General features: G+C 67.4%; 22 protein-coding genes. 13 read left to right on the top strand and 9 right to left on the bottom strand.

Annotated features, from left to right (window positions below; all coding sequences use genetic code 11):
• Window positions 1-40 precede the first annotated feature (40 nt).
• Complete coding sequence (locus JLK41_RS17615; protein WP_210389472.1) at window positions 41-955, top strand: LysR family transcriptional regulator; 915 nt, start codon at window positions 41-43, stop codon at window positions 953-955.
• 46 nt (window positions 956-1,001) lie between these two features.
• Here the strand turns inward: JLK41_RS17615 and JLK41_RS17610 are convergent, their stop codons facing one another.
• Window positions 1,002-1,679, bottom strand: a complete 678-nt coding sequence (locus JLK41_RS17610; RefSeq protein ID WP_037057390.1) for a DUF4197 domain-containing protein — start codon at window positions 1,677-1,679, stop codon at window positions 1,002-1,004.
• Between the two features lie 117 nt (window positions 1,680-1,796).
• Between JLK41_RS17610 and JLK41_RS17605 the strand changes: the two genes are divergently transcribed.
• Window positions 1,797-2,198 (top strand): hypothetical protein, encoded by a 402-nt coding sequence (locus JLK41_RS17605; RefSeq protein WP_210389471.1) that lies wholly within the window; start codon window positions 1,797-1,799, stop codon window positions 2,196-2,198.
• Window positions 2,199-2,204: 6 nt separating this feature from the next.
• Here JLK41_RS17605 and JLK41_RS17600 read toward each other — a convergent pair whose 3' ends face one another.
• The 5 genes from JLK41_RS17600 to JLK41_RS17580 all read right to left on the bottom strand — a co-directional run bounded on the left by JLK41_RS17600 (window position 2,205) and on the right by JLK41_RS17580 (window position 5,880).
• Complete coding sequence (locus JLK41_RS17600) at window positions 2,205-2,912, bottom strand: SDR family NAD(P)-dependent oxidoreductase (protein WP_210389470.1); 708 nt, start codon at window positions 2,910-2,912, stop codon at window positions 2,205-2,207.
• On the bottom strand, window positions 2,909-3,442 hold the full coding sequence (locus JLK41_RS17595; RefSeq protein ID WP_210389469.1) for a DUF3833 domain-containing protein: 534 nt from the start codon (window positions 3,440-3,442) through the stop codon (window positions 2,909-2,911). The genes JLK41_RS17600 and JLK41_RS17595 overlap by 4 nt, the downstream gene beginning before the upstream one ends.
• 8 nt (window positions 3,443-3,450) lie before the next feature.
• Complete coding sequence (locus tag JLK41_RS17590) at window positions 3,451-3,996, bottom strand: chalcone isomerase family protein (protein WP_134677438.1); 546 nt, start codon at window positions 3,994-3,996, stop codon at window positions 3,451-3,453.
• A 331-nt stretch (window positions 3,997-4,327) separates the two neighbouring features.
• Complete coding sequence (locus tag JLK41_RS17585; protein WP_244976439.1) at window positions 4,328-5,020, bottom strand: SDR family oxidoreductase; 693 nt, start codon at window positions 5,018-5,020, stop codon at window positions 4,328-4,330.
• Window positions 5,017-5,880, bottom strand: coding sequence for an MBL fold metallo-hydrolase (locus JLK41_RS17580; RefSeq protein ID WP_210389468.1), 864 nt, complete (start codon window positions 5,878-5,880; stop codon window positions 5,017-5,019). Before JLK41_RS17580 ends, JLK41_RS17585 begins: the two co-directional genes overlap by 4 nt.
• A gap of 98 nt (window positions 5,881-5,978) precedes the next feature.
• On the opposite strand from JLK41_RS17580, the gene JLK41_RS17575 reads away from it, so the two are divergent.
• The 3 genes from JLK41_RS17575 to JLK41_RS17565 all read left to right on the top strand — a co-directional run bounded on the left by JLK41_RS17575 (window position 5,979) and on the right by JLK41_RS17565 (window position 9,206).
• Window positions 5,979-6,878 carry a LysR family transcriptional regulator gene (locus JLK41_RS17575; protein ID WP_210389467.1) on the top strand — a complete coding sequence of 300 codons (900 nt, stop codon included), beginning with the start codon at window positions 5,979-5,981 and terminating at the stop codon, window positions 6,876-6,878.
• 68 nt (window positions 6,879-6,946) lie between these two features.
• Window positions 6,947-8,308 carry an EAL domain-containing protein gene (locus tag JLK41_RS17570; RefSeq protein ID WP_150605878.1) on the top strand — a complete coding sequence of 454 codons (1,362 nt, stop codon included), beginning with the start codon at window positions 6,947-6,949 and terminating at the stop codon, window positions 8,306-8,308.
• Between the two features lie 229 nt (window positions 8,309-8,537).
• Window positions 8,538-9,206: a TIGR04211 family SH3 domain-containing protein gene (locus JLK41_RS17565; protein WP_037057374.1), complete on the top strand. Its 669-nt coding sequence runs from the start codon at window positions 8,538-8,540 to the stop codon at window positions 9,204-9,206.
• Window positions 9,207-9,210: 4 nt separating this feature from the next.
• Here the strand turns inward: JLK41_RS17565 and JLK41_RS17560 are convergent, their stop codons facing one another.
• The 3 genes from JLK41_RS17560 to ubiM all read right to left on the bottom strand — a co-directional run bounded on the left by JLK41_RS17560 (window position 9,211) and on the right by ubiM (window position 12,197).
• A complete protein-coding gene (locus JLK41_RS17560; RefSeq protein WP_047587507.1) occupies window positions 9,211-9,444 on the bottom strand; it encodes a cytochrome Cbb oxidase CcoQ in 234 nt (77 codons plus the stop codon).
• The gene (ccoN, locus tag JLK41_RS17555) at window positions 9,434-10,867 is read right to left on the bottom strand and encodes a cytochrome-c oxidase, cbb3-type subunit I (protein ID WP_210389466.1); all 1,434 of its coding nucleotides are present in this window, start codon (window positions 10,865-10,867) and stop codon (window positions 9,434-9,436) included. Before ccoN ends, JLK41_RS17560 begins: the two co-directional genes overlap by 11 nt.
• 157 nt (window positions 10,868-11,024) lie before the next feature.
• On the bottom strand, window positions 11,025-12,197 hold the full coding sequence (gene ubiM / locus JLK41_RS17550; protein ID WP_210389465.1) for a 5-demethoxyubiquinol-8 5-hydroxylase UbiM: 1,173 nt from the start codon (window positions 12,195-12,197) through the stop codon (window positions 11,025-11,027).
• A 353-nt stretch (window positions 12,198-12,550) separates the two neighbouring features.
• On the opposite strand from ubiM, the gene JLK41_RS17545 reads away from it, so the two are divergent.
• The 8 genes from JLK41_RS17545 to JLK41_RS17510 all read left to right on the top strand — a co-directional run bounded on the left by JLK41_RS17545 (window position 12,551) and on the right by JLK41_RS17510 (window position 21,708).
• On the top strand, window positions 12,551-13,513 hold the full coding sequence (locus tag JLK41_RS17545) for a glucokinase (RefSeq protein ID WP_210389464.1): 963 nt from the start codon (window positions 12,551-12,553) through the stop codon (window positions 13,511-13,513).
• Between the two features lie 41 nt (window positions 13,514-13,554).
• Window positions 13,555-14,289: a response regulator gene (locus tag JLK41_RS17540; protein ID WP_037053646.1), complete on the top strand. Its 735-nt coding sequence runs from the start codon at window positions 13,555-13,557 to the stop codon at window positions 14,287-14,289.
• A complete protein-coding gene (locus JLK41_RS17535; protein ID WP_280527654.1) occupies window positions 14,279-15,736 on the top strand; it encodes an ATP-binding protein in 1,458 nt (485 codons plus the stop codon). The genes JLK41_RS17540 and JLK41_RS17535 overlap by 11 nt, the downstream gene beginning before the upstream one ends.
• Before the next feature lie 254 nt (window positions 15,737-15,990).
• Window positions 15,991-17,235 carry a D-mannose isomerase gene (locus tag JLK41_RS17530; protein WP_210389463.1) on the top strand — a complete coding sequence of 415 codons (1,245 nt, stop codon included), beginning with the start codon at window positions 15,991-15,993 and terminating at the stop codon, window positions 17,233-17,235.
• Window positions 17,236-17,339: 104 nt separating this feature from the next.
• A complete protein-coding gene (locus JLK41_RS17525) occupies window positions 17,340-18,608 on the top strand; it encodes an ABC transporter substrate-binding protein (protein ID WP_210389462.1) in 1,269 nt (422 codons plus the stop codon).
• Window positions 18,609-18,725: 117 nt separating this feature from the next.
• Complete coding sequence (locus JLK41_RS17520; RefSeq protein ID WP_037053654.1) at window positions 18,726-19,634, top strand: carbohydrate ABC transporter permease; 909 nt, start codon at window positions 18,726-18,728, stop codon at window positions 19,632-19,634.
• Window positions 19,627-20,517 carry a carbohydrate ABC transporter permease gene (locus tag JLK41_RS17515; protein WP_244976438.1) on the top strand — a complete coding sequence of 297 codons (891 nt, stop codon included), beginning with the start codon at window positions 19,627-19,629 and terminating at the stop codon, window positions 20,515-20,517. The genes JLK41_RS17520 and JLK41_RS17515 overlap by 8 nt, the downstream gene beginning before the upstream one ends.
• Before the next feature lie 24 nt (window positions 20,518-20,541).
• Window positions 20,542-21,708, top strand: coding sequence for an ABC transporter ATP-binding protein (locus tag JLK41_RS17510; protein WP_210389461.1), 1,167 nt, complete (start codon window positions 20,542-20,544; stop codon window positions 21,706-21,708).
• Window positions 21,709-21,800: the final 92 nt, after the last annotated feature.

Here is a 21,800-nt window from a genome sequence, read left to right as displayed (position 1 = left end):
ACGCCTATATTTTCCTCGTTTGCTGCATAGGCCTGTAACGATGATTTCTGATGCATATAGTGAGTTTGAGTCGTCATCTTCTGGCGCCCGTCTGCCCTCGCTGACGGCCCTGCGCTGCTTTGCGGCAGCGGCGCGCGAGGAGCACTTCGCCCGTGCGGCCGAGGCGTTGCACGTGACCCCCGGCGCCATCAGCCGCGCGGTGCGCCTGCTCGAGGCCGAGCTGGAGGTGACGCTGTTCGAGCGGCGCCGGCAGCGTGTGTTTCTCACCGACGAGGGGCGGCAGCTGGCCCGGGCCGTGGAGGAGGGGCTGGCGGTGATGGCGCAGGCGGTCGCTGAACTGCGCGCCAGGGCCCGGCGCGGGCGCCAACTGGTGATCTCCTGCGAGCCGACCCTGCTGATGCGCTGGCTGATCCCGCGCTGGAGCGAGTTCCAGGCGCGCCATCCGCAGTTGCCCATGCATCTGGTGGCGGGCGGCGGCGGTTTTTCCTTCGAGCAGGGGATCGACCTGGCCATTCGCCGCGACGATTTTCCCTGCCCGGCGCATTACCACCGCGAACCGCTGTTCGAGGAGCAGGTGGCGGCGGTGTGCCGCGCGGACAAGATCGAGCAATGGTTCACCGCCGATGGCCAGTTGCGCCCGTCGGCGCCGCTGCTGCATACGCGCACCCGGCCCACGGCCTGGAGCGCCTGGGCGCAGGCTGCCGGACAGTCCGTCAAGGCGCAGGGCGGGCAGGTGTTCGAGCACTTCTACTTCAGCCTGCAGGCGGCGGTCGCCGGGCTGGGGGTCGCCATCGGCCCCTGGCACCTGGTGCAGGATGACATTCGCAGTGGCGTTCTGGCGGCGCCGTCGGGGTTCTTCGGCGATGGCTCGCGCTACTGCCTGTACCTGCCGGCGGCTCCGGCAGAGGATTCACTGGCGAGCGAGCTGCTCGCCTGGCTGCGCGCGGTGGGCTGAGGGCCTGCGACGTCCCGTTGCGGGGCGTCGCAGGCGCCGGGTTGGCTCAGAGCGCGCCGAACACCTTCTTCGCCAGGCTGGTGGCGGCGGCGGCCGGGTTTTCGCGGATGCTGGCTTCCTGCTTGGCGATCATCTCGAACAAGCCATCGAGCGCCTGTTCGGTGACGTAGCCTTCCACCGTGCTGCTCTTGGCGTCGACCACGCCGAAGCTGGCAGCCTGGCCGGCAAAGGCATTGTACTGCTGGGCCAGGCCGACCTGGTCGGTGGCCTGCTTGACGATGGGCAGGAACTTGGCGCGAATCTGCTCGCGGCTGCTCTTGTTCAGGTACTGCGTGGCCGAGTCCTGCGGGCCGCTGAGGATCGCCTTGGCGTCGGCCACGGTCATCTTCTTCACGGCATCGACCAGCAGCGCCTGGGCTTGCGGCACGGCGGCCTCGGCGGCCTTGTTCATGCTGCTTTCCAGCTGTTCGACCTGGGCACCCATGCCCATCATCTTCATGGTCTTGGCGGCTTTGCCGAGCTTGCCCGGCAGTTCGATACGCACGTCGGGATTGTTGCTGAAGCCACCGGGCGTGCCCAGTTGCTTGACCGCCACCTGGGCGCCCTGGATCAGGGCGTCCTTCAGGCCGCCGCTGGCGTCCTGCTGGCTCAGGTCGGAGAGGGACAGGGCGAAGACGTTGGCCGAGAGCAGCAGGCCAGCGGCGAACGTGGTGAAGCGCAACATGGTGTTCATCCTTGCATCGAGGGGGAATGCTGTGAGCTTAACGAAGTCTGCCACGCTGGCAAGCCGGCCGATGGGCGTGGATGGGCAGCGCGCCTGGCTATGGCTATGATCAGGGGCATGAATTCACCCCTGCCTCTGCGTAACCCCTGTCCGCCGGGTGCCTGTGACTGTCAGCGCGATGAGCTGCTGGCGTTGCCGGGCGCCGATACGCGTGTGCTGCTGCTGACCCGGCAGGAGGAGCAGCGCCTGCTCGAACGCCTGGAGAGCCTGCAGAGTCTGGAGGACCTGCAGCGCATGCAGCAGCGCATGTACGAACAGCTGGGCATTCGCCTGCAGATCGAGCCCAGCCATGGCGAGGTGCGCAGCATGCGTGGCATCCACATGCACTTCGAGGCGCATCCGGGGCTGTGCCGCAAGACCCGGCAGAGCATCCCCGCCGCGATTCGCCGGGCCATGGAGACGACGCCGGAAATCGCCTGGCGCCTGCTCGACTCCTTCGATCTGTTCGGTGGCGCGTAGCTCGCCCTACCAGGGCAGCGGCTGACCGTCGTAGGCATGGAAGCTGCCGCTGTGCTCCGCTCCCAGGCTGTCGATCACCCGCAGCAGCTCCCTGGCGGCCTGCTCGGCCGGGCGAGCCGCCAGCGCGCCACGGAAGGGCTGCGACAGAGGGGAGATCACCGTACCGGGATGCAGGCTGAGCAGGCGCGCCCTGGGTTTGCTGCGCGCCAGTTCGATGGCCGCGGTCTTGATCAGCATGTTCAGCGCCGCCTTGGACGAACGGTAGGCATACCAGCCGCCCAGGCGGTTGTCGCCGATGCTGCCGACCTTGGCCGAGAGCATGGCCATGGCGCCCTGCGCGTCGAGCAGCGGCAGGAAGTGCCGCAGCACCAGCGCGGGCCCCAGGGCGTTGACCTGGAACACCGCCTGCAACGCCTCGGCCTCGATGGCTGCCAGGCTCTTTTCCGGGGCGATGCCGGCGCGATGCAGGAGCCCGGCTGCATGCACGATCAGCTGATAGGGCCCTTCATCGGCCAGCGCAGCGGCGGCCTCGGCGATGCTGGACGGGGCTTCCAGGTCCAGCGCCGGTGAGCTGCCACGGCTCAGCTCGCGCACGCTGGCGCAGTGGACGTCGGCGCGCAGCAGCTGGCAGAAGGCCTGGCCGAGGGTGCCGCTGGCGCCGATGACCAGCGCCTTGTAACGCGTCCCCAGGCTGCCGAGCAGTGGCGTGTTCATGGTGTGGCCGCCGCGCGGCGGAAGAACAGCGTGACCTGGCCCAACTCGATGCCGAACTTGCTCATGCTGGAACGGTTGATCAGGGTGTCGTCGTCCATCAGGTACATCCAGTCGTCGAAGTAGACGACGTAGGTGCTGTCATCCACCGGCAGGTTGAGGTGATAACGCCAGCGCAGGGCGTTGCCGGCGACTTCGCCGACGGCCTGGCCGACCACGTCGTCGGCGCTGCCGAGCCAGCGCCCGGTGCCGTCCGGGGTGAGGGTCCAGACCCGGCGCTGGCGCGTGCCGTCGCTGTACAGGAAGCGCTCGTCGAGAATCAGCCTGTCGCCGTCGCGGCGACTGTCGATGTCGACGTGAAAGCGTTTGATCACTTCGCCGGAACGATCCTGGAACATGCCCCAGACCTGTACCGGACCGCTGAAGAAGGTGGGCAGGTCCAGTGCGGGGCGTTGGTCGGCGTAGCGCTCGACGGGAACCTGGCCGCAGCTGACCAGCAGCAGGCAGGCGAGCAGGATGGCTGGCGTTCTCATGGCACTCCTCATCGGTTGAGGCCGAGCAGCGCGGCACGCAGTTTCGGGCTGCGGGTCTGCGGGTCGAGCCAGATGGCGAAGAAGGCGCGGGCGAACTCGTCATCCTCGATGACGTGCTGCAACTGGCCATTGACGTAGAAGCGACAGCCCCGGCCGGGGAGGAACACGCCGGTGATGCGCGTGCCGTCCTCGACGTCGACGAAGGCCTGCTGCATCTGCCGGACCCAGTCTGCCTGCTGTTCGCGATCGAGCGGCTCGCCGTTGAGGCGGCGGATTTCGTCGAGGCTGGTGTCCACCAGGGTGTCGCGGCTGATGCGGCGCCGGTAGGTCAGCTCCAGGGCGAAGGGCTGCGAGAAGTCCACCTGCGCCACCGGGCTCCACAGCTTGGCGTTGTATACCGAGAAACCGAACCAGCTGAAGTCGCCGCTGCCGATCAGGGTCGCCTGTGGCACCTGGGCACGCCAGCTGCCCTGGGCGCAGGCCGGCGCGGTGACGCAGGCCAGCAGGAGCAGCGCCAGGAGGGCTGCTGGCAGCGGTCGAAGCGAGGTCGCCATGGGCGCTTCCTCCGGGGCTGGCGGTGGCCGCGTCCAGCCGTGCAGCGAGTGGCCCGGCGGCGACGGGCGATGAATAAAAAAATCCGGCAACCAGGAAAGGGGGGAGAAGAGGGTTGCCGGATTGCGCAGCGTGTCGAGTTCGAGCGTTCACGGGCGCCCGGTACGGCGTCCATGAGGAATGTTGCTATCCAATATATGTACAAAATCTAGTTTTGTAAAAGAATTGTATAGCTGTGTGCGAATGCAGTGAGGTTGTGCGGGCGGCGGGGCGGGAGCGTCGAAGACCCTGTGCCTCGTTCGGGCGAGGCACGGGCAGGCGTGTGGCGGGGCGTCACCAGGGCAGTGACTGGCCCTGATGATCGAGGAAGGCGCACTGGCGACGCCCGAGTTGATCGAGGATCACCTGGCGCAGGTCACTGGCGCTCTGTTCCACGCTCAGTGGGGCGGCGTCACCGCCCATGTCGGTGCGCACCCAGCCGGGGTGCAGCGCCAGCAGGCTCCAGGGCAGGCGTGGCAGTTGCGCCTGCCAGCTGCGCAGCAGGCTGTTCAGCGCGGCCTTGCTGGCGCCATACAGCGGCATGTCGGCGGCACGTGCCAGCGTCAGGCTGGCCATCTGCGAGCTCATGAAGGCGATCACGCCACCGTCGGCCACCTGCTCGGCCAGGCACTGGGCCAGGCGGATCGGGGCCACCGCGTTGGCCAGAAACAGCTGGCCGACATCGTCGAACAGGGCCTGGCGCGGGTCCTGGTGGCCCGGGCCATAGACCCCCGCATTGAACAGCGCGCAGTCGAGGCGCCGGCCATGCAGGGCGGCTTCGATGGTGCTGGCCGCGTCGAGGCGAGCGAGGTCGCAGGCGATCACCTGCAGCGCCTGTGGGTGGCGGGTGCGCAGGGCGTCCAGCGGGCTGGCCGGACGCAGCTCGCGCACCACTGCCAGCACCTCCCAGCCCGCCTCGACGAACGCGCGGACCAGGCCGAGGCCCAGTCCGCGCGAGGCGCCACAGATCAGGATGCGGCCACTCATGGCCACTGCATTTCGCCCTTGAGCACCTTGGCGCTCAGCTCCAGGCTGCTGTCATCCTGCAGCTGGGGATAACGCGCCTGCATGGCGGCGATCAGCGCCTGGCTGTTCTTGGCCTTGGGCAGTTGCTGCTCCAGCGTCAGCAGGTATTCGCGGGTGAAACGCAGGTCGTCGAGGCCCATCGCCGGCTTGCCGAGGTAGTGCCCGGGCACCAGGGTGGTCGGCTGCAGCGCTTCGAGTTCGTCCAGGGATTTCAGCCAGCGCTGGCGCGCTTCGGCGCTCTGCGCATCGGCCACCCAGAGGTGGATGTTGGCGCTGGTCAGCACGCCGCCGACCACGGCCTTGATGGCGGGAATCCACAGGCTGGTGTGCTGTGGGTCGTGACCGACCACTTCGATGCGCTGCCCTTCGAGTTCCAGCGCATTGCCTTGCAGGGGCTCGGGCACCTGGGTGCGGGCCGGGGCGCTTTCCTTCAGGATCGGGCCCCAGTAGGCCAGTTTGGGCGCGCGGGTCTTCTCGATGTAGGCGACGGTGGCCGGGGTGGCCAGTACCTTGGCGTCGGGGTAGGCGCGGGTCAGGGTATCGAGGCCGAAGTAGAAATCGGGATCGCCATGGCTGATGAAGATGGTGGTCAGGCGCTTGCCGCTGGCGCGGATGCGTTCGACCAGGGCCTGGGCCTCGGTGTTGGAGAACTGCGCGTCCACCAGGATGGCGTCCTTCTCACCGCTGATCAGGGTCGAGCTGACCGGGAACACGGCATTCTCGCGCGGGTTGTAGATGTCCAGGGTCAGTGGCTGGGCGAGGGCGCCAGCCGCCACGGCGAGCAGGCCGAGGCCGGCGAAGAAACGGGAAGTGAGGGACATGGTGGTCTCCAGGCAGGTGAGGGGCGCATCTTATGCGCTACCTGGCGAGCGAAAAGCCCCGTAAGCTGGTCATGTTTGTTGCATGAATCGAGCGAATTATGGATCGACTGACAGCGGCACGGGTTTTCGTCGAGGTGCTGGAGCGCGGTAGCCAGACGGCTGCGGCCGAGGCGCTGGACATGTCGCGGGCCATGGTCTCGCGCTACCTGGCCGAGCTGGAAGGCTGGGCCGGGGTGCGCCTGTTGCACCGCAGCACGCGCAAGCTGAGCCTGACGGCGGCCGGCGAGCAGATGTTGCCGCAGTGCCGCGAGATGCTGGCACTGGCCGAGCGCATGCAGGCCCTGGGGCAGAGCGTGGACGCCGTGCCGCGCGGCACGCTGCGCATCACCAGCAGCCAGTCCTTCGCCCAGGCCTGGCTGGTGCATGCGTTGCACGACTTCACCAGCCGCTACCCGCAGGTCAACATCGACCTGCTGATCGGCAGCGAGGCCGTCAACCTGGTCGAGGCGCGCATCGACCTGGCGCTGCGCATCACCAACCAGCTCGACCCCAACCTGATCGCCCGGCACCTGGCGGTATGTCGTTCGGTGGTGTGTGCCGCCCCGGCATACCTGGCGCGCCAGGGCACGCCGCAGCATCCGCAGGACCTGACCCGGCACAACTGCCTGGCCTATGCCTACTTCGGCCGCAGCCTGTGGGAGTTCGCGCACCAGGGCGAGGCGACTGCGGTGTCGGTCTCCGGCAGCCTCAGCGCCAACGAGTCGATGGTGCTGCTGGAGGCGACGCTGGCCGGCGCTGGCGTCAGCCTGCAGCCGCTGTATTCGGTGGAGGCGCTGCTGCGCGAGGGCCGGCTGGTGCAGCTGCTGCCCGAGTATCGCTCGCCCGAACTGGGCATCCATGCGCTCTACGGCAGTCGCCGGCAGATGCTGCCGGCCATGCGTCTGCTGCTGGATTTTCTCGCCGAACGCCTGGCCAGCAAGGAACACTGGCGCTACTGAAGCGGTGCCGAAACTTGCATTCGGCCCAGCAGCTTCAAGAATGAGAGTGATCGCTCAAGGACTTTCCCATGCCATCACTCTCGATCTTCGGCAAACGTGTCCGCCAGCTCTGGCATGGCGCGGACCTGGCGCTGGTCGGTCAGCGCCGCGAGCGGCGCATGCGCATGCTGGCCAGCCTGGTCATGGTCGGGATGGGGGTGTTCTGGGGGCTGTTCTTTCTCTCGCACGGCTACACGGCCATCGCCCTGATGGACCTGGCGATCATTCTCAGTGGCGTGGCGGTCTTCCTCCTGACCCTGCGCAACCGGGCGCTCAGCGCCAACCTGGTGCTGTTCGGCGCACTGCTGGTGGTCGTGGTCGCCTCGACCCTGCTGCTCGACCCGCCCACGCTCGCCGCGCCGCGCGCCACTCACCTGTACCTGCTGCCGATGGCCGTGGCGGCGCTGATGGCGTTTCGCGACGAGCCCATGGGCTTGCGCTACGGCATCTCCCTGTTCTGCCTGCTGCTGTTCGTCGCGCTGGCGGCCTCCACCTGGCGGCCGACCGACCTGCATGCACTGCCGGACGGGGTGCGGGTGGTCGGCTCCTGGGTGCAGGCGCTGGTGGCCATGCTGATGTTCTTCTTCCTGCTGCACATCCTGCAGACCGACACCGCCGAGCGCTCCGAGCTGGACCGGGACCTGCGCGCTGCCGTGCGCGAGCGTCAGTTCGTCCTGCACTACCAGCCGCAACTGAACGGCGCCAACCGGGTGATCGGCGCCGAGGTGCTGATTCGCTGGCTGCATCCGCAGCGCGGCCTGCTGGCGCCGGGGGAGTTCATCGACCACGCCGAGCATACCGGGCTGATCATCCCCATCGGCCACTGGGTGCTGGAACAGACCGCCGAGCAGCTGCACCAGTGGCAGGACGAGCCGCTGTACCGCGACATCGACCTGGCGGTGAACATCAGCCAGAAGCAGTTCTCGCAGAACAGCTTCGTCGCCGAGATCGCCGGGCTGATCGAGCGGCATCGGATCGACGCGCAGCGCCTGGAACTGGAGCTGACCGAGACGCTGATCGTGCACGACATGGAGGACCTCACGCGCAAGATGACGGCGCTGGTGGAGCGTGGCGTGCGCTTCTCGCTGGATGACTTCGGCACCGGCTTCTCCTCCCTCAGTCATCTCAAGCGCTTGCCGCTGAGCAAGCTGAAGATCGACCGCTCGTTCATCTGCGACGTGCTCAGCGATGCCAACAGCGAAGCCATCGTGCGCAGCGTCATCGCCCTCGGCCAGAGCATGGGCATGACGGTGATCGCCGAAGGCGTGGAAACCGAGGCGCAGCGCCACTTTCTGGCGAGCAACGGCTGCAACCAGTTTCAGGGATACCTGCTCGGGCGGCCGATGCCGCTGGCGGATTTTCGCGCCTTCGTCCAGCGCCACAACGGTTGAAGCGCTGCTGCGTCCATCGTTCATCGTCAGCGGCGAGTGAACTCGAAGGCGTCCGCCAATGTCTGTCTGCTGTCGGCCCGAACGGGGAGGGGTAGATGGCTAATTGCCGCTAGTGTGGCGTCTTCGTCGCAGATTCTGCTCGTATCGTGTTGCAGCGCGTTTGCCGTGCTCGCCGTCATCGCCCATCCCGCTCGCCGGGTCCGTCTGACTGCCACGTGAAGATCCTCCCATGCTTTTATCCCGTCATTTCTCCTGTCGCATCGCTCCGCTCCACACCCGTGCCCTGGGCGCCTGCCTGCTGCTCGGGGGGCTGCTCGGCAGTACCCTGCTGCACGCCGAAGAGACCGCCGGCAATCAGCGCTGGGTCAGCGACAGCCTCAACACCTATGTGCGCAGTGGCCCCACCGACGGCTACCGCATCGTCGGCACGCTGACGTCCGGGGAGAAGGTGGAGCTGCTGCGTACCCAGGGCGACTACAGCCAGGTGCGCGGCGCCAGCGGCAATGCGGTGTGGATTCCCAGTCGTGACCTGCAGTCGGTGCCCGGCCAGGCCGAGCGCCTGCCGCAGCTGGAGCAGAAGGTCGCCGACCTGAGCGCCGAGCTCAAGGGCATCGACGATGCCTGGAAGGCGCGCGTGCAGGGCATGCAGGAGACCCTCGACTCGCGCAAGAAACTCATCGAGGAACTGCAGGCCGCGCGCAGCGCGCTGGATGCCGAGCTGACCACCACGCGCTCGCAACTGCGCGATGCCCAGGCGCAACTGGGCAACGAACAGCAGCAGGCGTTGATGCGCTACATGGCCTATGGCGGCAGCATCGCCGGTGCCGGGCTGCTGCTCGGCCTGATCCTGCCGACCATGCTGCGCGTGCGCCGCAAGCGCAACGATCAGTGGGTCTGAAGCGCTACAACAGGCGCTCCCCGAGGTGCTCGCAACGTCCGTCGCAGGCCCCCGGGCAGGCGCAGCCGCTGGTGCTGCGCCCGGTGTCGCGTTCCACCCGGCGCGCCACTTCGGGGTCGTCGACGAAGGGCAGCATGGTCGCTTCGTCGAGCTCGCGCTGCGTCGTCCGGCCGAGGCTGATCTGTACGCCGAGGTAGAACAGCAGCAGCGCGAGTATCCCCCAGGCCTCAGCGGGCATGAGCGACCTCCGGCGCAGGCTGCGTGGCCCGTTCGCCGGCGCGCAGGGTCAGCCAGGTGTTGAAGGCCATCAGCAGCATGCCGCTGAGGAAGCACAGGCCGCCGACCAGGCGCACCACGAAGCCGGGGTGGCTGGCCTCCAGCGCTTCGACGAAGGAGTAGGTGAGGGTGCCGTCTTCGTTGACCGCGCGCCACATCAGGCCCTGGGTGATGCCGTTGACCCACATCGAGGCGATGTACAGCACGGTGCCGATGGTGGCCAGCCAGAAGTGCGCGTTGATCAGGCCGATGCTGTACATGCGCTTGCGGTCGAACACCTTCGGGATCAGGTGGTAGAGCGAGCCGAAGGTGATCATCGCCACCCAGCCGAGGGCCCCGGCGTGGACGTGGCCGATGGTCCAGTCGGTGTAGTGGGACAGGGCGTTGACGGTCTTGATGGCCATCATCGGACCTTCGAAGGTGCTCATGCCGTAGAAGGCCAGGGACACCACCAGGAAGCGCAGGATCGGGTCGGTGCGCAGCAGGTGCCAGGCGCCGGACAGGGTCATCATGCCGTTGACCATGCCGCCCCAGCTCGGCGCCAGGAGGATGATCGACATCACCATGCCCAGGCTCTGCGCCCAGTCCGGCAGGGCGGTGTAGTGCAGGTGGTGCGGGCCGGCCCAGATGTACAGGGTGATCAGCGCCCAGAAGTGCACGATGGACAGGCGGTACGAGTACACCGGCCGGTTCACCTGCTTGGGCACGAAGTAATACATCATGCCGAGGAAGCCGGTGGTGAGGAAGAAGCCCACGGCGTTGTGCCCGTACCACCACTGCACCATGGCGTCGGTGGCGCCGGAATACACCGAATAGGACTTGAACCAGCTCACCGGGATCGACAGGTGGTTGACCACGTGGAGGATGGCGATGACCAGGATGAAGGCGCCGAAGAACCAGTTGCCGACATAGATGTGAGGCGTCCTGCGGCGGGTCAGGGTGGTGAAGAACACGATGCCGTAGGCGACCCAGACCACGGCCATCCACAGCGCGCCGGTGAATTCGATCTCGGCGTATTCCTTGGTGGTGGTCAGGCCCATGGGCAGCGTCACCAGCATGATCAGGATGGTCAGCTGCCAGCCCCAGAAGGTGAAGGCGGCGAGGCCGTCGGAGAACAGGCGCGTCTGGCAGGTGCGCTGCAGCGCGTAGTAGCTGGCGGCGAACTGTGCGCTACCGGCGAAGCCGAAGATCACCAGGCTGGTGTGCAGGGGGCGCAGGCGGCCGAAGCTGAGCCAGGGGGTGTCGAAGTTGAGTTCCGGCCACACCAGTTGGGCGGCGATGAGCACGCCGGTGCACATGCCCACGACACCCCAGACGATGGTCATCAGGGTGAACTGGCGGACGACCTTGTAGTTGTAGGCCGGGTGGGAAGCAGCAGATTGCATCGCGGTAACCTTCCATACAGTAATGCGCGCGCAGCCGCGCGAATGGCGAAACTGTAGGGAGGCCGGGTAAAACAAAACAGACTCAGAAAGTGCTGTCTGATGCGTATCAGATGAGCCGGTCGAGGGCGCGCCGGGTGCGCCGCGCCCGCGGGGCGGCTCAGGCGCGGGCCGTGAGATGGCGGGCGATGCCCTTCTTCAGCGGCAGCAGGCCCTGGGCCATGCGCAGGCCGGCCCCACGCAGCAGGCGGGCGGGCAGATGGTCGTTGGTGTACAGCTCCACCAGCAGGTTGGTGGCCTGGTACAGCGGCCAGGTGGCCAGGCGCAACTGGCGCTCGTAACGGCTCAGCGTGGCTGGTGCAGCGATGTCCTGGTGCCTGGCGTGGGCCGCCAGCAGGGCCTCGCTCAGCAGCTGCACGCCGATCAGGCCGAAGTTGAAACCATGCGCGGTGACCGGGTGCATGCCCACCGCGGCATCGCCGAGCAGCGCGCAGCGCTTGCCGACCATGCGCCGCGCGTAGGCCCCCACCAGCGGGTAGGCATGGCGGCTGCCGAGCAGCTGCATGGCGCCCAGGCGGCGGTCGAAGCGCTGCTCCATCTCGCGGGCGAAGGTGGACTCGTCGAGCGCCAGCAGGCGTTCGATCTCGCGTGGCGGCAAGGTCAGCACCGTCGACGATTGCCGCCCGTTGAGTGGCAGCAGGGCGAGGGTCTGGCCGTAGCCGAACCACTCCCAGGCCACCTGCTGGTGCTCCAGATCGTGCTGCATGCGGCACACCAGCATGCTCTTGCCGAAGTCCTTGAGTTGCGCACCGATGCCGAGCTGACGCCGGGTGTCCGAGAAGCGGCTGTCGGCGGCGACCAGCAGGCGCGGCTGCAGCACCTGGCCGTCCTGCAGGACCAGCTTGATTTCGTGTTCGCCCGACTGGATGGCGCGCACCTGGGTGTCGCACAGCAGGTGCACGTCGCTGCATGCACGGACGGCCTCATAGGCGGCGCGGCGAATGGCCTGGTTGGCCACCAGGTGGCCGAGCCGTTCGGCGCCGGCCTGTTCGGCGCGGATCTTCAGGGCGAACAGCGAGGGGCCGTTGAACACCTGGGCATCGCGCAGCACGGCGACATCCTCGGCGGGCAGCCGCGACCACAATCCCAGACGGTCGAGCAGTGCCTGCGAGCCATGGGTGAGGGCGATCTCGCGGCCGTCGAAAGCGGGGGCGGCCAGGGCTTGCTCGGCCTGACGCTCCAGCAGCATGATCGACAGACCCTGCCCGGACAGGGCCCTGGCCAGGCACAGGCCGGCTGGGCCGGCGCCGACGATGACGATATCGGGTGACATGTTGCTTCTCCGTGCGGATTACCGGAAGGGCGGCGGATCGCGCCCGCCGTGCGCCCATGGACAGTGCGAGTCTAGGGGGCGGCCATGCCGCGGATATTGTCCGGGGTCATGCCGAGGCGTGAATGCGGCGGCGACCCGTCCGTTGCCGCAGGGGCTCGGGACGTGCGTCACGTGTTCTGTGAAATATTGTTGTTATCACTACTTTAATCCGATTGAAGGGCATGATTTTCCGGTTTACTGTGTCGTGCGTTGTCTGAACTACAAAAATAATTCCGCTTTGGAGTCGAAAGCATGCCCCCTCATGCCCCTGAGGTAGCCCTTCTGTGCAGCGCCCTGTTGCGGGAGTTGCGCCCGTGAAGCTGGCGCTGGTCGGTGATATCGGCGGCACCAACGCACGCTTCGCCCTGTGGCGTGACGAGCAACTGCAGGCGGTGCAGGTCCTGGCCACCGCCGATTTTCCCGGGCCCGAACAGGCCATTGCCGCTTACCTGCATGCCCAGGGCCTGCCCCTGGGCGCCGTGGATGCCGTGTGCCTGGCCTGTGCCGGGCCGGTCAGCGGTGATCTGTTCCGCTTCACCAACAATCACTGGCGCATCGAGCGAGCCGCCTTCTGCGCGGCGCTGCAGATCGAGCACCTGCTGATGATCAACGATTTCTCCGCCATGGCCCTGGGCATGACCCGCCTGCGTGACGGCGAGCGCCTCCAGGTCTGCCCCGGCGAAGCCCAGGCCGGACGTCCGGCGCTGGTGATCGGCGCTGGCACCGGGCTTGGCGTCGGCACCCTGCTGGGGCTGGAGGACGGTCGCTGGCTGGTGTTGCCGGGGGAGGGCGGCCATGTCGACCTGCCCATCGGCAGTCCGCGCGAGGCCGAGCTGTGGCAGGTCCTGCACCAGCAGCTGGGTCACGTGCGCGCCGAGGACGTGCTCAGCGGCAACGGCCTGCTGGCGCTGTACCGGGCGATCTGCACGCTGGACGGGCAGCCGCAGGTGCATTCGACGCCTGCCGCGATCAGCGTCGCCGGTCTGGCGGGCGAGCCGCTCGCCGGCCAGGTGCTGGAGCAGTTCAGCCGCTGGCTGGGACGGGTTGCCGGCAACAACGTGCTGACCCTTGGCGCGCGTGGCGGCGTGTACATCGCCGGCGGCGTCGTGCCGCGTTTCGCCGAGCGTTTTCTCGCCAGTGGATTTGCCAAGAGTTTCAGCGACAAGGGCTGCATGAGCCATTACCTTGACGGCATTCCGGTGTGGCTGGTGACGGCCGAGTACCCGGGGCTGACCGGTGCCGGCGTGGCCTTGCAGCAGGCGTACGGCGCCGACTAGCGCGGCGCGTGGCGGCATGAATACAACAAGGAGGGTGGACCATGAGCCAGCCCGGCAAGTCGATACTGCTGGTCGATGACGACCAGGAAATTCGCGAACTGCTCGAAACCTACCTGAGCCGTGTCGGCTTCGCGGTGCGCGCCGTGCCCGACGGCAGCGCATTCCGCCAGAGCCTGTGCGCGCAGCCGGCCGACCTGGTCATCTTCGACGTGATGCTGCCCGACGAGGACGGCTTCAGCCTGTGTCGCTGGGTGCGTGGCCACCAGCGCTTCGCCCAGGTGCCGATCATCATGCTGACCGCCAGCTCCGACGAGGCCGACCGCGTGATCGGCCTCGAACTGGGGGCGGACGACTACCTCGGCAAGCCGTTCAGCCCGCGCGAGCTGCTGGCGCGGATCAAGGCGCTGCTGCGTCGCGCGCAGTTCACCCAGGAGCGCAGCGGCGAGGTGCTGGCATTCGAGGACTGGCGCCTGGACATGGTCAGCCACCGGCTGTTCCACCGCGACGGCGAGGAGGTGATTCTCTCCGGTGCCGATTTCGCCCTGCTCAAGCTGTTCCTCGATCACCCGCAGCAGATTCTCGACCGCGACACCATCGGCAATGCCACCCGTGGCCGTGAGGTGATGCCGCTGGAGCGCATCGTCGACATGGCCGTCAGCCGCCTGCGTCAGCGCCTGCGTGATACCGACAAGCCGCCACGGCTGATCCGCACCGTGCGCGGCAGCGGCTATCAGCTGGCGGCGATGGTCAGCGTGCAGGCCGGCGATGGGCGCTGAGCCACGGCGCTGGTTGCCGCTGCCACGCTCGCTGCTGGGGCGCATGCTGCTGCTCACGCTGCTGGCGATACTCGCGGCGCAGACCTTGTCCAGCGTCATCTGGCTGTCGCAGTTGCGCGCCACCCAGCTCGAAGGGCTGGTCACCACGGCCCGCAGCCTGGGCCATTCGATGTCCGCCAGCGTGCGCTACTTCCGCTCGTTGCCGGTCGCCTACCGGCCACTGGTTCTCGACCAGCTGCGCAGCATGGGCGGCACGCGCTTCGTGGTCAGCCTCAACGACCGCCCCTTGCAGATGAAGCTGCTGCCGAACACGCCACGCACGCAGGCGGTGACCGAGGCGGTGACCGCGGTGCTGCACAAGTCCCTGGGTAGCACCGCGGACATCTCGGTGACCTTCGTCAGCCCGGAGGACCTGCGCATCTTCAATGGCGGCCTCAAGCTCGACGAACTGCCGCGCTCCTGGGCGCACTACGCCCTGACCCTGGAACCGGTCAATCCGCCAGTGCTGGTGACCCAGATCCAGCTGGCGCCGGGCGAGTGGCTGTACATCGCCTCGCTGCTGCCCGAGCCCTACACCAGCCTGGAAGAACCCATCCTGCCCGCGCAGCAGCTGTGGTTCATCCTGCTGACCAGCGTCTTCCTGCTGCTGTTCATCGGCTTGCTGGTGCACCTGCAGAGCCGTCCGCTCAAGCGCCTGGCCCGCACTGCGCGGCATATGTCGCTGGGCGCGGAGGTGGAGCCGGTGGCCGAAGGCGGCGGGCGCGAGGTGGTGGAAGTGGCCCGTGCGTTCAATGCCATGCGCGAGCGCATCAGCCGTTACCTGACCGAACGCAGCCAGCTGTTCAGCGCCATTTCCCATGACCTGCGCACGCCGATCACGCGCCTGCGCCTGCGTGTCGAACTGCTCGACGACGAGAGCCTGCAGACCAAGTTCGGCCGCGACCTGGACGACCTGGAGCTGCTGGTCAAAGGCGCGCTGCAATGCGTGAAGGACACCGACATTCACGAGAACATCGAGCCGGTGGATCTCAACCACCTGCTGCACTGCCTGGTGGAGCCCTACCTGGCGCCAGCGGGCAACGGCAGCGTGACCCTCGATGGCCAGGCCAGCAGCACTTATCCGGGCAAGCCTCTGGCGCTGCGGCGCTGCATCGGCAACCTGATCGACAATGCCCGCAAGTACGGCAGCAATGCCCACCTGCACATCGAGGACGACGGCGTGGCCTTCGTCCTGCATGTCGATGACGAAGGGCCGGGCGTGCCTGAGCAGCGCCTGGAGCAGGTGTTCGAACCGCACTACCGCCTGGCCGGCCAGCAGCAGGGCTATGGCCTGGGCCTGGGTATCGCCCGCAACATCGCCCATAGCCATGGCGGCGAAGTGAGCCTGCGCAACCTGCGGGAGGGCGGCCTGCGCGTCACCCTGCGCCTGCCGCGCACGCCGGACTGAATGTCACCGTTCGGTGACAAAGGCAGGCCCGTTCGTTACCTGGCGCTGATGGGGCGCTCGTTAGAATCCGCTGCGGGGACGAGTGGCTGCTGGGCGTTTCGCAGCGCGCCTTTCGGGTGGATGGGTGAAGCGGCATCCGGCTGTTCATCGAGCCGGGGCCGCGCGGCCGAATGCGCCGTCGTCTGTCCTGTCTCGTCGCCGTTGCCGCGCCGCTGTGCGGCGCTCGGCCCCCCCATCTGCAGGGAACCAGAACAATGAGCGGAGCCGCATTGAATCCAGACAGCTGGCTGAGCCAGCCCGCCCACCTCACCTGGCTGGCCGACGAAGGCCTGCGCCTGTTGCCGTTCGCGCGGCAGGCGCAGGTCGAGCAGGGCTTCGCCGCGCTCGATGCCGAGGGGCGCATCGCCGAGGGGGCGGTGGCCGAACTGATCCATACCACGCGCATGACCCACTGTTTCGCCCTGGCTCACATCCAGGGCCTGCCTGGTTACGCTGCGCTGGTCGACCATGGCCTCGCCGCGTTGCGCGGTGCGCTGTGGGACGAGACGCATGGCGGCTGGTTCAGCGATGCGACGCGCAGCGGCGGCAAGTCCGCGTACCTGCATGCCTTCGTCGCGTTGGCGGCCAGCTCCGCCAGGGTCGCGGGGCGTCCCGCCGCGCAGGCGCTGCTCGATGACGCCATCGGGATCATCGAACGGCACTTCTGGAGCGAGGAGGAGGGCGCTTTACGCGAAAGCTTCAGCGCTGACTGGCATGACGAGGAGGCCTACCGCGGGGCGAACAGCAACATGCACGCCACCGAGGCCTTTCTCGCCCTGGCCGATGTCAGCGGCGATAGGCGCTGGTTGCAGCGTGCGCTGCGCATCGCCGAACGCCTGATCCATCGGCACGCCGCCGCGCGCGGGCATGTGGTGCTCGAGCATTTCGATGCGCAGTGGCAGGCGCTGCCGGAGTACAACGCCGAGCGCCGCGCCGACCCGTTTCGCCCCTACGGCAGTACGCCTGGCCACGCCTTCGAGTGGGCGCGCCTGCTGCTGCATCTGCAGGCCGCGCTGACACAGGCCGGGTGCGCCGCCCCGGACTGGCTGCTGGCCGACGCCCGGGGTCTGTTCGCCCGCGCCTGCGCGCAGGCCTGGCAGGCCGACGGCGCGCCGGGGCTGGTCTACAGCCTCGACTGGAGGCAGCAGCCGGTGGTTCGCGCACGCCTGCACTGGGTGCACGCCGAGGCCGTCGCGGCAGCGGCGGCACTGTTGCAGCGCACCGGCGAGACGCTCTACGAGCAGTGGTACCGGCAGTTCTGGGCCTTCATCGACGCGCACTTCATCGACCTGCGTGGTGGCAGCTGGCACCACGAACTCGACAGCGACAACCGGCCGGCTGCCAGCATCTGGCCGGGCAAACCCGACCTCTACCACGCCTACCAGGCGCTGCTGCTGCCGCGTCTGGCGCTGGCACCGAGCCTGGCCACGGCGCTCGCCGCCGATGTAACGAGGCAGTGACATTCATGCATCCTTTCGTTACCCGAGCCGCCGGCGACCCTGAGTACACTCCCTGACAACGCAAGCACCACGACTTGCCCGATAACAACAAGAAAGGTATTCCGATGAACGCTATTACTCGCATCGCCACTGCCGTCTCTCTCGCGTCCCTGTTCCCTTTCGCCGCCCTGGCCGCCGACTCCAAAGGTACGGTGGAAGTGGTGCACTGGTGGACGTCCGGTGGCGAGGCCGCCGCGGTGAAGGTCCTGCGTGACCTGGTCGAGAAGGATGGTTTCACCTGGAAGGACGGCGCAGTGGCCGGGGGCGCCGGTTCCGCCGCGATGACCGTGCTGAAGACCCGCGTGGTCTCCGGCAACCCGCCGGGTGCGGCGCAGATCAAGGGGCCCGACCTGCAGGAGTGGGGGGCGCTGGACCTGCTCGCGCCGCTGGACGAGGTGGCCAAGGCCAACGACTGGGATGGCCTGCTGTCGAAGACCGTTGCCAACACCATGCAGTACGACGGTCACTACGTCGCGGTGCCGGTGAACATCCACCGGGTCAACTGGCTGTGGATCAACCCGCAGGTATTCGCCAAGGCCGGCATCGACAAGGCGCCGACCACCCTCGACGAACTCTACGCCGCCGGTGACAAGCTCAAGGCCGCCGGTTTCGTCGCCCTGGCCCACGGTGGCCAGCCCTGGCAGGACAGCACCGTGTTCGAAGGCCTGGTGCTGAGCATCATGGGCGCCGACGGTTTCCACAAGGCGTTCGTCGAGAACGACGAGGCGACCCTGACCAGCCCGCAGATGACCGAGGTGTTCACCGCGCTGAAGAAGCTCTCCACCTACATGGACGAGAACCGCGCCGGACGTGACTGGAACCTGGCCACCGCCGAGGTGATCGACGGCAAGGCCGGCATGCAGATCATGGGCGACTGGGCCAAGAGCGAGTGGACCGCCGCCGGCAAGGTGGCGGGCAAGGACTACCAGTGCGTGCCGATGCCCGGCACGGCCGGCAGCTACACCTACAACATCGACTCCATGGCCATGTTCCGGCTCAAGGACGCAGGCGACATCGCCGCCCAGCACGCCCTGGCGCGCATCGCCCTGGAGCCCGAGTTCCAGTACGTGTTCAACCGGAACAAGGGCTCGATCCCGGTGCGCGCCGACCTGGACATGAGCCAGTTCGACAGCTGCGCCCAGGCCTCGATGAAGGATTTCCTCGACGCGGACAAGCACGGCAAGCTGGAGCCGAGCATGGCCCACAGCATGGCCACCAACCTCGCCGTGCAGGGCGCCATCTTCGATGTGGTGACCAACTTCATGAGCGAGAAGGACGCCGACCCGAGCAAGGCCGGCGCGCAGATCTACGCGGCGATCAAGGCCGCCCAGTAGCACCAGCGGGCCGGCACGCCCGGCCCCCTCTCCTGAACCCTGCCTCGCACGACCGGGCCCTGGCCTGGTCGGGGCAGCGTTCGGCCCGAATTTCACTGCGCTGACTGGTACTGCCCGATGAGTCTCACCCCGGTAATGACCAAGGCCTCGCCCCTCGACATGCTGCAACGCTGGCTGCCCAAGCTGGTGCTGGCGCCCAGCATGCTGGTGGTGCTGGTCGGTTTCTACGGCTACATCCTCTGGACCCTGGTGTTGTCGTTCAGCAACTCCAGCTTCATGCCCAGCTACAAGTGGGTCGGGCTGCAGCAGTACATGCGCCTGATGGACAACGACCGCTGGTGGGTGGCGAGCCAGAACCTGCTGGTGTTCGGTGGCCTGTTCATCGGCATCAGCCTGCTGATCGGCGTGTTCCTCGCGGTGCTGCTGGACCAGCGCATCCGCCGCGAAGGCTTCATCCGCACCATCTACCTGTATCCCATGGCGCTGTCGATGATCGTCACCGGCACCGCCTGGAAGTGGCTGCTCAATCCCGGTCTGGGCCTGGACAAGATGCTGCGTGACTGGGGCTGGGAAGGCTTTCGCCTGGACTGGCTGGTGGATCAGGACCGGGTCATCTACTGCCTGGTGATCGCCGCCGTATGGCAGGCCTCGGGCTTCGTGATGGCGCTGTTCCTGGCCGGCCTGCGCAGCGTCGATCAGTCGATCATCCGCGCTGCCCAGGTGGACGGCGCGGGATTGCCGACCATCTACCTGCGCATCGTCCTGCCGAGCCTGCGCCCGGTGTTCTTCAGCGCGGTGATGATCCTCGCGCACATCGCCATCAAGAGTTTCGACCTGGTGGCGGCGATGACCGCGGGTGGGCCGGGCTACTCCTCCGATCTGCCGGCGATGTTCATGTACTCCTTCACTTTCAGCCGCGGCCAGATGGGCATCGGTTCGGCCAGCGCGATGCTGATGCTGGCCGCGATCCTCTCGCTGCTGGTGCCCTATCTCTATTCCGAACTGCGGGGCAAACGCCATGACTGATGCGAGCGTCGCGCCGCGACCTACCAGCAATGACCACCTGGGGGCGAAGCGCCGGACGCGGGCGCTCAGCCCCAGCCGTCTGGCCATCCACGCCACCCTGCTGTTCGCCGCCGCGCTGTACCTGGTGCCGCTGGTGGTGATGCTGCTGACCAGCCTCAAGACGCCCGAGGACATCCGCAGCGGCAACCTGCTGTCCTGGCCCGAGACCCTGACGTTGATCGGCTGGGTCAAGGCCTGGGGCGTGGTCGACGGTTACTTCTGGAATTCGGTGAAGATCGCCGTGCCAGGCGTGCTGATCTCCACCGCGATCGGTGCGCTGAACGGCTACGTGCTGTCGATGTGGCGTTTCCGTGGCTCGCAGCTGTTCTTCGGCCTGCTGCTGTTCGGTTGCTTCCTGCCGTTCCAGACCGTGCTGCTGCCGGCCTCGTTCACCCTCGGCAAGCTGGGCCTGGCCAACACCACCGCGGGCCTGGTGCTGGTCCACGTGGTCTACGGCATCGCCTTCACCACGCTGTTCTTCCGCAACTACTACGTCACCGTGCCCGACGCCCTGGTGCGTGCGGCGCGGCTCGATGGCGCCGGCTTCTTCACCATCTTCGGACGCATCCTGCTGCCCATGTCGGTGCCGATCATCATGGTCTGCATGATCTGGCAGTTCACCCAGATCTGGAACGACTTCCTCTTCGGTGTGGTGTTCGCCAGCGGTGACGCGCAGCCGATCACCGTGGCCCTCAACAACCTGGTCAACACCAGTACGGGCGCCAAGGAATACAACGTCGACATGGCCGCGGCAATGATCGCCGGGCTGCCGACGCTGCTGGTTTACATCGTGGCCGGAAAGTATTTCCTGCGCGGCCTGACGGCCGGCGCGGTGAAGGGCTGACGCCTCGGCGATTGGAGAAAAGAAATGGCTACCCTCGAACTGCGCAACGTCAACAAGTCCTACGGCAGCGGTCTGCCGGACACCCTGAGGAACATCGAGCTGTCGATCGACTCCGGTGAGTTCCTGATCCTGGTCGGCCCGTCCGGCTGCGGCAAATCCACCCTGATGAACTGCATCGCCGGGCTGGAGGACATCAGCGGCGGCGCGATCGAGGTCGATGGCGCCGATATCAGCGGCATGAGCCCGAAGGATCGCGACATCGCCATGGTGTTCCAGTCCTACGCGCTGTACCCGACCATGAGCGTGCGCGACAACATCGCCTTCGGTCTGAAGATGCGCAAGCTGGCGCCGGCCGCCATCGACGAGGAGGTGGCCCGGGTGGCCCGGCTGCTGCAGGTCGAACATCTGCTGCAGCGCAAGCCCGGCCAGCTTTCCGGCGGCCAGCAGCAGCGCGTGGCCATGGGCCGGGCGCTGGCGCGGCGGCCGAAGATCTACCTGTTCGACGAGCCGCTGTCGAACCTCGACGCCAAGCTGCGCGTGGAGATGCGCACCGAAATCAAGCTGATGCACCAGCGCCTGAAGACCACCACGGTGTACGTCACCCATGACCAGATCGAGGCCATGACCCTGGGTGACAAGGTGGCGGTGATGAAGGACGGCATCATCCAGCAGTTCGGCACGCCGCAGCAGATCTACAACGACCCGGCCAACCTGTTCGTCGCCAGCTTCATCGGCTCGCCGCCGATGAACTTCATCCCCGTGCGCCTGCAACGCCGTGATGGCCAGTGCTGGGCCGCACTCGACTCGGCGCTCGGGGTCGCCGGCCAGGCACGCTGCGAACTGCCGCTGGGGGATCTGGCGCAGGGCCTGGAGAACCGCGACCTGATCCTCGGCATTCGCCCCGAGCAGATCCAGCTGGCCGCTGAAGGCGCCGCCGAGGCACCGAGCATCTGCGCCGAGGTGGAGGTGACCGAGCCCACCGGGCCGGACACCCTGGTGTTCGTCACCCTCAACCAGACCAAGGTCTGCTGCCGCCTCGCGCCGGACCAGGTGCCGCAGGTCGGCGCCAGCCTGGCGCTGCGCTTCGAGCCGAGCCGGGTGCTGCTGTTCGACGCGCAGAGCGGCGAGCGCCTGCTGGCAAAGCAGCGCCAGGCCGGTGACGGCAAGGTCGCGCACTTGAAGAGAGGTTGATCGTCCAGCCCGGATGCAATCCGGGACTGCCCAGCCGCCCGGGAGTGCATCCGGGCCACGCTGCAGTAGGGCAACGAAACCGCCGCTGCGGC

Origin of the sequence: Ectopseudomonas khazarica (assembly GCF_017915135.1) — a bacterium.
Lineage (GTDB): Bacteria > Pseudomonadota > Gammaproteobacteria > Pseudomonadales > Pseudomonadaceae > Aquipseudomonas > Aquipseudomonas khazarica.
Note: the sequence above shows the minus strand (reverse complement) of the source record. Positions and strands in the feature narration are given on the sequence as shown.

What these genes read in the sequence shown, in the direction of transcription:
- JLK41_RS17570 (WP_150605878.1), top strand. Translation starts at nt 6,947, where the DNA reads ATGCCATCACTCTCGATCTTCGGCAAACGTGTCCGCCAGCTCTGGCAT.
- JLK41_RS17565 (WP_037057374.1), top strand. Translation starts at nt 8,538, where the DNA reads ATGCTTTTATCCCGTCATTTCTCCTGTCGCATCGCTCCGCTCCACACC.
- JLK41_RS17580 (WP_210389468.1), bottom strand. Translation starts at nt 5,880, where the DNA reads ATGTCCCTCACTTCCCGTTTCTTCGCCGGCCTCGGCCTGCTCGCCGTG.
- JLK41_RS17540 (WP_037053646.1), top strand. Translation starts at nt 13,555, where the DNA reads ATGAGCCAGCCCGGCAAGTCGATACTGCTGGTCGATGACGACCAGGAA.
- JLK41_RS17535 (WP_280527654.1), top strand. Translation starts at nt 14,279, where the DNA reads ATGGGCGCTGAGCCACGGCGCTGGTTGCCGCTGCCACGCTCGCTGCTG.
- JLK41_RS17600 (WP_210389470.1), bottom strand. Translation starts at nt 2,912, where the DNA reads ATGAACACGCCACTGCTCGGCAGCCTGGGGACGCGTTACAAGGCGCTG.
- ubiM (WP_210389465.1), bottom strand. Translation starts at nt 12,197, where the DNA reads ATGTCACCCGATATCGTCATCGTCGGCGCCGGCCCAGCCGGCCTGTGC.
- JLK41_RS17610 (WP_037057390.1), bottom strand. Translation starts at nt 1,679, where the DNA reads ATGTTGCGCTTCACCACGTTCGCCGCTGGCCTGCTGCTCTCGGCCAAC.
- JLK41_RS17585 (WP_244976439.1), bottom strand. Translation starts at nt 5,020, where the DNA reads ATGAGTGGCCGCATCCTGATCTGTGGCGCCTCGCGCGGACTGGGCCTC.
- JLK41_RS17595 (WP_210389469.1), bottom strand. Translation starts at nt 3,442, where the DNA reads ATGAGAACGCCAGCCATCCTGCTCGCCTGCCTGCTGCTGGTCAGCTGC.
- JLK41_RS17530 (WP_210389463.1), top strand. Translation starts at nt 15,991, where the DNA reads ATGAGCGGAGCCGCATTGAATCCAGACAGCTGGCTGAGCCAGCCCGCC.
- JLK41_RS17575 (WP_210389467.1), top strand. Translation starts at nt 5,979, where the DNA reads ATGGATCGACTGACAGCGGCACGGGTTTTCGTCGAGGTGCTGGAGCGC.
- JLK41_RS17615 (WP_210389472.1), top strand. Translation starts at nt 41, where the DNA reads ATGATTTCTGATGCATATAGTGAGTTTGAGTCGTCATCTTCTGGCGCC.
- ccoN (WP_210389466.1), bottom strand. Translation starts at nt 10,867, where the DNA reads ATGCAATCTGCTGCTTCCCACCCGGCCTACAACTACAAGGTCGTCCGC.
- JLK41_RS17560 (WP_047587507.1), bottom strand. Translation starts at nt 9,444, where the DNA reads ATGCCCGCTGAGGCCTGGGGGATACTCGCGCTGCTGCTGTTCTACCTC.
- JLK41_RS17590 (WP_134677438.1), bottom strand. Translation starts at nt 3,996, where the DNA reads ATGGCGACCTCGCTTCGACCGCTGCCAGCAGCCCTCCTGGCGCTGCTC.
- JLK41_RS17605 (WP_210389471.1), top strand. Translation starts at nt 1,797, where the DNA reads ATGAATTCACCCCTGCCTCTGCGTAACCCCTGTCCGCCGGGTGCCTGT.
- JLK41_RS17520 (WP_037053654.1), top strand. Translation starts at nt 18,726, where the DNA reads ATGAGTCTCACCCCGGTAATGACCAAGGCCTCGCCCCTCGACATGCTG.
- JLK41_RS17515 (WP_244976438.1), top strand. Translation starts at nt 19,627, where the DNA reads ATGACTGATGCGAGCGTCGCGCCGCGACCTACCAGCAATGACCACCTG.
- JLK41_RS17525 (WP_210389462.1), top strand. Translation starts at nt 17,340, where the DNA reads ATGAACGCTATTACTCGCATCGCCACTGCCGTCTCTCTCGCGTCCCTG.
- JLK41_RS17510 (WP_210389461.1), top strand. Translation starts at nt 20,542, where the DNA reads ATGGCTACCCTCGAACTGCGCAACGTCAACAAGTCCTACGGCAGCGGT.